Here is a 5,919-nt window from a genome sequence, read left to right on the forward strand (position 1 = left end):
TCAACCATTCCCGAAAATGGCAGCACAAATGAACCATCCGTGCGGTCAATTTCGAGGGGGTTCGCAGTCCACAGGCCTGCACCGCAGGCGGGACAACTCGAAGAACAGTACACGCCCACCGAGGGCGGGTCAACCCTCCCTGAGCGGGAACTCGCACCAGACGGCCTTGCCCCCGTCGGGGGTCCGTCGCGTGCCCCAGTTCGAGGCGATCGTGGCGACGATGGCCAGGCCACGGCCGGACTCGTCGGCCGGCAGGGCCTGGCGGCGGCGTGGGAGGTGGTCGTCGGCGTCAGTGACCTCCACCGTGAGGCGGCGGTCGGTGCGGCGCAGCCGGAGGCGCATCGGGGGGCGGCCGTGGGTGAGGGAATTGGAGACCAGTTCGCTCACGGCCAGGACGCTCATGTCCCGGATGTCCTCGCCGACGCGCCAGCTGCACAGGACGCCTCCCGTGAAGGCGCGTGCGCTGGACGCGGCCTCGGTGCCGCCGAGGAGGTCGAGCGAGGCGCTGCGGAAGAGGTCGGCGGAGTCGAGCTCGCGCTGCGGGAGCTGGAAGACGAGGGCCGCGACGTCGTCGTCGTGCTCCGGGGTGACGCCCATGGCCCGCAGCAGGCGGGAGCAGATGACGTCGGGGGTGCCGGTCGCGCCGCTGAAGGTCTTGGCGAGCGCGTCGAGGCCGCGGTCGATGTCGCGGTCGCGGCGTTCGACGAGGCCGTCGGTGTAGAGGACGCCGGTGGCGCCGGGCGGGAAGGGCAGTGTGCCGGAGGTGTGCATCCAGCCGCCGGTGCCAAGCGGCGGCCCGCCGGGTTCTTCCGGTCGGGTGACGGTGCCGTCCTCCGCGCGGACCATCAGAGGGAGGTGGCCGGCCGAGGAATAGGTGACGGACTCCTCGCTCGGGTCGAACACCGCGTAGAGGCAGGTGGCGATCTGCATCGCGTCGATCTCGGCGGCGATGGCGTCGAGGAGTTGCAGGACCTCGTGCGGGGGCAGGTCGAGGCGGGCGTAGGCGCGGACGGCCGTACGGAGCTGGCCCATGACGGCGGCGGCGCGCATGCCGCGGCCCATGACGTCGCCGATGACCAGGGCGGTGCGGCCGCCCCCGAGGGTGATCACGTCGTACCAGTCGCCGCCGACGGCGGTGTCGGCGCCGCCGGGCTGATAGGTGGCGGCGACGCGCAGGTCGTCCGGTTGTTCGAGCTTCTGCGGGAGCAGGCTGCGCTGGAGGGTGACGGCCGCTTCGCGCTGGCGGCGTTCGCTCTCGCGCAGCCGCTCGGTGACGCGAACCTGGTCGGTGACCTCCGCGCCGAAGACGAGGACGCCGCAGACGTCCGAGGCCCCGGTGCTGCGGCGCAGCGAGGCGAAGCTGCCGAGCCCGAGGGAGGAGAGGCCGTGCGCGGCGCGCCCGCCCCCGTCGGAGCCCGCGCCGGCTCCCGAGCCCACCGTGGCGGGTTCACCGAGGGTGAGCTGGGTCAGCTGCCGGCCGAGATCCTCCGACTCGCGGATCGGAGCGCAGACGAAGGTGAAGTAGCGCGGCTCAGCCGCCCCGAACGCCGGGACGGAGCCTGAGCCGGAAAGCGAGGCGGCAACGGACCCCGGCGGCTGGGCGTGGACCTTGCGCGCCTTGACGGTGCGCGCGCGGCCGGTCCGGTAGACCTGGTCCATCAGCGGCAGCAGGCCGAGTTCCTCCAGTTCCGGCATGACCTGCTGCGCGGGCACGCCCGTCGGACGGGGGCCGAACACCTCGGTGTAGGCGCGGCTGAGGTAGCCGAGGCGGTGGGCGGGGCCGTAGCCGATGGCGACGAGGGCGGGCAGGTGTCCGAGCACGTCGTGCACGGCGAGGTGCTCGTGGCCCGCGTGCTCGTGGGCGATCCGGGCCTCGGGGAGCTCTCGACTTGCGGGGACGCTGGGGGTCGGGCCGGTGTCGCGGTCCGTGGGCGCGGAGGCGCGCCGCTGGCCGCCGGGGAGCCGGGCGCTCCAGCGTGTGAGGTTCAACGGAGTCCTTCGGGCTGCGGGCACGCTGTGGTCAAAGCGGCCCTCGGTCGAACGGGCATCGGTCGAGCGGGCTCGATCGAGGCAGGCTTCGGTCGAGGCAGGCTTCAGGTCGCGCGGAGTCGGGGTCCAGTCTGGCCGAAAGCCGCGTCACGGGGAATCAGCTGCCCTGGGGTGTCTTGAAGATCGACGAATCCAGACGGATCGGACGCTGCTCCTTTACGCACCTGTTCGTTCCGGTCATGGGGACCTTCCGAATCCGCCTCAACGCTCGTCCATCAGTTGTTCGAAGCCGGCGCGTGGTTCCTCCAGCTCGCCGAGGGAGACCATCTCCCTTCCGGTCAGGCCCGCGAGCAGCCAGTCGGACAGGACGCGCGCCTTGCGCTCCCAGGTGGGGATGCGGCGCAGGTGCACGGCCCTGTGCAGCAGCCAGGCGGACCGGCCGTGCAGGGAGCGCCCGCGGAGCTGGGCGACGCCCTTGTGCAGGCCGAGCGAGGTGATCGAGCCCTTGAGTTCGTGGCGGTATTCGGCCGTCGGCTCCGCACGCAGACTGGCCACGAGGTTGTCGGCCAGCACGACCGCCTGGCGCACGGCGTGCTGGGCGTTGGCGCGGCAGGTCTCCCCCGGGCGGGCGAGATCGGGAACGGCGGCGCAGTCGCCCGCGGCGTAGACGTCCTCGGCGCCGAGGACGCGCAGGTGGGTGTCGCAGCGCAGCCGCCCCTGGGCGTCGACGGCGAGGCCGGTCTGCTTCAGCACCGGGTTGGCGCGGACGCCCGCGGTCCACACGAGCGTGCGGGCGGCGAACCGGCTGCCGTCGGTCAGCTGGACGGTCCCGTCGGGACCGACGGCGGCGAGGCGGGTGCCGAGCCGGACGTCGACGGCGCGCTCGTGCAGCTCGGCCGTGGTGCGCTCGGCGGCCTGCGGCTCCGTCTCGGGCAGGATGCGCTTGCCGGCCTCGACGAGGATCCAGCGCAGGTCGTCGGGCTGGATCGTCGAATAGTGCGTGAGCGCGTGCCGCGCCATGTCCTCAAGTTCGGCGACGGCGCCGATGCCGGCGTAGCCGCCGCCCACGAAGACGAAGGTGAGCGCGGCCTGGCGGAGCTCCGGGTCGCGCGTGGAGGCGGCGGCGTCGAGCTGGCCGAGCACGTGGTTGCGCAGTTTGACGGCTTCCTCGACGCTGCGGAATCCGATGCCGTTCCGGGCCAGGCCGGGGACGGGCAGGATGCGTGAAACGGAGCCGGGAGCGAGGACGAGCCGGTCGTAGGGGACCGTCAGGTCGACGGGCGGCCCGTCGCGGTGCAGCGGCGAGGGGAGCGCGAGGTGCGCCTGGCGTCCCGTGGTGTCGAGGGACGTGAGGCGCCCCTGCACGATCCGTACGCCGGGGAGCGCACGCCGCAGCGGCACGACGACGTGCCGGGGGTCGATGGCGCCGGCGGCGGCCTCGGCCAGGAACGGCTGATAGGTCATATAGGAGGTCGGGTCGACGAGTGTGACCTCGGCCTCCCCTGGACGTAGTCGTGACCGCAGCCGCAGGGCGGCGTTGACGCCGACCTGGCCGCCGCCGATGAGCAGAATGCGCGCGGGTGGGAGCACGCCACTATTCCGCACCCGCATACGCCCGCGCGTCCATACTCCGTACCTGAATGAGTGGACCGCGCGCATCCGCCCGCCCGCGCGCCTCAGGGGCGTGGCGCAGGGGCGGCAGCGCTCGGACGGGACCCCGTGACTCCACTGATCTGCGCAGATGTCCTACGCTGCGCTGCAAGGACGGTGTGGGCACGTCCGATGCGGACGGAGCGAATCCTTCAGGGTTCCCTGTTCGCGTCGATGCGCAGTCAACTATCGTCAATGGATCTGTCTACGGGGGAGGACGAACCTCATGGTTCAACAGGAGCAGGTACTGCCGCGAGCGGTGGACGGGGCGATCCCGGTCCAGCGCGGGCTCGCGGCCAACGGTGCCACGCGGGGGGCGGGCACGGGCGGCGGTTCGGGCGCTCGGCTGCGGGTGGACGCCCGCCGCAACCTCGAGTCGGTGCTGCGTGCGGCACGCGAGGTGTTCGGCGAACTCGGCTACGGCGCGCCGATGGAGGAGGTCGCCCGGCGTGCGGGCGTCGGCGTCGGCACGGTCTACCGGCGCTTCCCCAGCAAGGAGGTGCTGGTGCGGCGGATCGCCTCGGAGGAGGTGGTCTGGCTGACGCAGCAGGCGCGCGAGGCCATCTCGGTGCAGGCCGGCGGCGCGGGCGCGTGGGAGGCGCTGGCCTCGTTCCTGGCCCGTGCGGCGTCCTCGGGCGCGGGCCGGCTGCTCCCGCCGGAGACGTTCCGTCAGGCGGAGGCGCTGGTGCGCGTGCCCGTGCAACGCACCCCGTCGGCGGACGAGGCGGTCGCCGACGACGTGGTCGCGGGGACGCCGGCCTCGGACGAGGAGTACGGCGCGGACGCGGACCCGGCGCGCCTGCTGGAGCTGCTCTCGGAGCTGGTGGAGTCCGCGCGGGAGGCCGGCGAGCTGCGGGCCGCTGTGACGGTCTCGGACGTTGTGCTGGTCCTGACCGCGGCGGTGCCGCAGCACACCTCGTCCGACGGGAGCGCGTCCGGGCGGCTGCTGCAGTTGCTGCTGGACGGCCTTCGGGGCTGAGCGCCTGTAGCCGCCCGCTGGGCTCACGCGGCCCACGCGGCTGACGGGCTGAGGGGTCGACAAGGTCGGCTTGCGCAGGTCACGGTGCCTCTCTCGGCGGCTACGCGGCTACTGCCGCATTCCGGTATTCCCCGAAGGAGTGGCGTAACCGTCATCGCGCCCCTCGCGCTCGGCGTCGTGTGGGAAAGTTTCCCGGTCGAGCGAGTGAGCGGGGGTCCGTGTCATGGCCGCAGAGGAGCCGGAGGCGACCGCCGCCGCTGCCAAGGTGCCGCCGCAGGGCGATGGCAGCGGGCGGCGTCACGGTGATGCGGCGCTCGGGCACGGCCATGAGGTCGTGCCCGAGCCGACACCCGCCGTGCCCGCGCCCGCCGTGCCCGCGCCCAGCGGTCCCGTCGACGCGGGCGCGCCGCTCGGGCCGTCCGACGCGGAGCTCACCGCGGCCGTGCGCGCGGGGGACGACGCCGCGTACGAGGAGCTGTACCGGCGTCACTCCGCGGCCGTCCGCCGCTATGCGAAGACCTGCTGCCGGGATTCCTTCACCGCGGAGGACCTCGCGGGCGAGGTCTTCGCCCGCACCCTGCAAGCGCTCCGTGCCGGCAAGGGGCCGGACGTGGCGGTGCGGGCCTACCTGCTGACGGCGGTGCGCAACATTGCCGCCTCGTGGAGCCGGAGCGACCGGCGCGAGCAGCTGATCGACGACTTCCAGGTGTTCGCCGCGAACCACGCGGTCGTCGCCACCGTCGACGTGACCGACCCGGGTGCGGACGCTCAGGCCATGTCCGGGGTGGACCAGTCGCTGATCGTCCGGGCGTTCCGGAACCTCGACGCCGACGACCGGCTGCTGCTCTGGCACACCGAGGTCGAGCAGGAGCCGCCGCGCGAGGTCGCGCTGCTGCTGGGCAAGACTGCCAACGCGACGGCCGTGCAGGCCCACCGCGCCCGCGAGCGGCTGGCCACCGCGTTCCTTCAGGCGCACGTCTCCGACAGTCAGGCGTCCGACTGCGAGCGGCACGCGAGCAAGCTGGGCGGGTTCGCGCGCGGGCAGCTCGGCAAGCGGGCCTCGACGGACGTGCGCGCGCATCTGCAGGAGTGCGACCGCTGCTCGGCGGCCTACCTGGAGCTGGTCGACCTCAACCACAGCCTGCGCGAGCTGCTGCCCGGCGGGCTGCTGGTCTGGCTCGGCACCGGCTACGGCACGGCCGTCGCGGCGGGTCTGGTGGGCGGCGCGGCCGTGGCCGGAGGCGCCGCCGCCGTGGGTGCGGCGAGCGGGACCACGGGCGCGGCGGCGAGCGGCGCCACCG

The 5,919-nt window shown here is 73.5% G+C and carries 4 protein-coding genes; 2 read left to right on the forward strand and 2 right to left on the reverse strand.

Annotated features, from left to right (window positions below; genetic code table 11):
* Nucleotides 1-129: 129 nt before the first annotated feature.
* Nucleotides 130-1,821 carry an ATP-binding SpoIIE family protein phosphatase gene (locus TR48_RS37950; RefSeq protein WP_439654534.1) on the reverse strand — a complete coding sequence of 564 codons (1,692 nt, stop codon included), beginning with the start codon at nucleotides 1,819-1,821 and terminating at the stop codon, nucleotides 130-132.
* Between the two features lie 429 nt (nucleotides 1,822-2,250).
* Complete coding sequence (locus tag TR48_RS37955) at nucleotides 2,251-3,579, reverse strand: NAD(P)/FAD-dependent oxidoreductase (protein ID WP_152628415.1); 1,329 nt, start codon at nucleotides 3,577-3,579, stop codon at nucleotides 2,251-2,253.
* Between the two features lie 286 nt (nucleotides 3,580-3,865).
* Between TR48_RS37955 and TR48_RS37960 the strand changes: the two genes are divergently transcribed.
* Both TR48_RS37960 and TR48_RS37965 read left to right on the forward strand, forming a co-directional pair.
* Entirely contained in the window at nucleotides 3,866-4,618 is a 753-nt protein-coding gene (locus TR48_RS37960; RefSeq protein WP_084730103.1) for a TetR/AcrR family transcriptional regulator, read from the forward strand.
* A 223-nt stretch (nucleotides 4,619-4,841) separates the two neighbouring features.
* A partial coding sequence (locus tag TR48_RS37965) for an RNA polymerase sigma factor (RefSeq protein WP_152628416.1) occupies nucleotides 4,842-5,919 on the forward strand: 1,078 nt, incomplete at its 3' end.

The organism is Streptacidiphilus neutrinimicus (genome assembly GCF_000787815.1).
GTDB classification, from domain to species: domain Bacteria; phylum Actinomycetota; class Actinomycetes; order Streptomycetales; family Streptomycetaceae; genus Streptacidiphilus; species Streptacidiphilus neutrinimicus.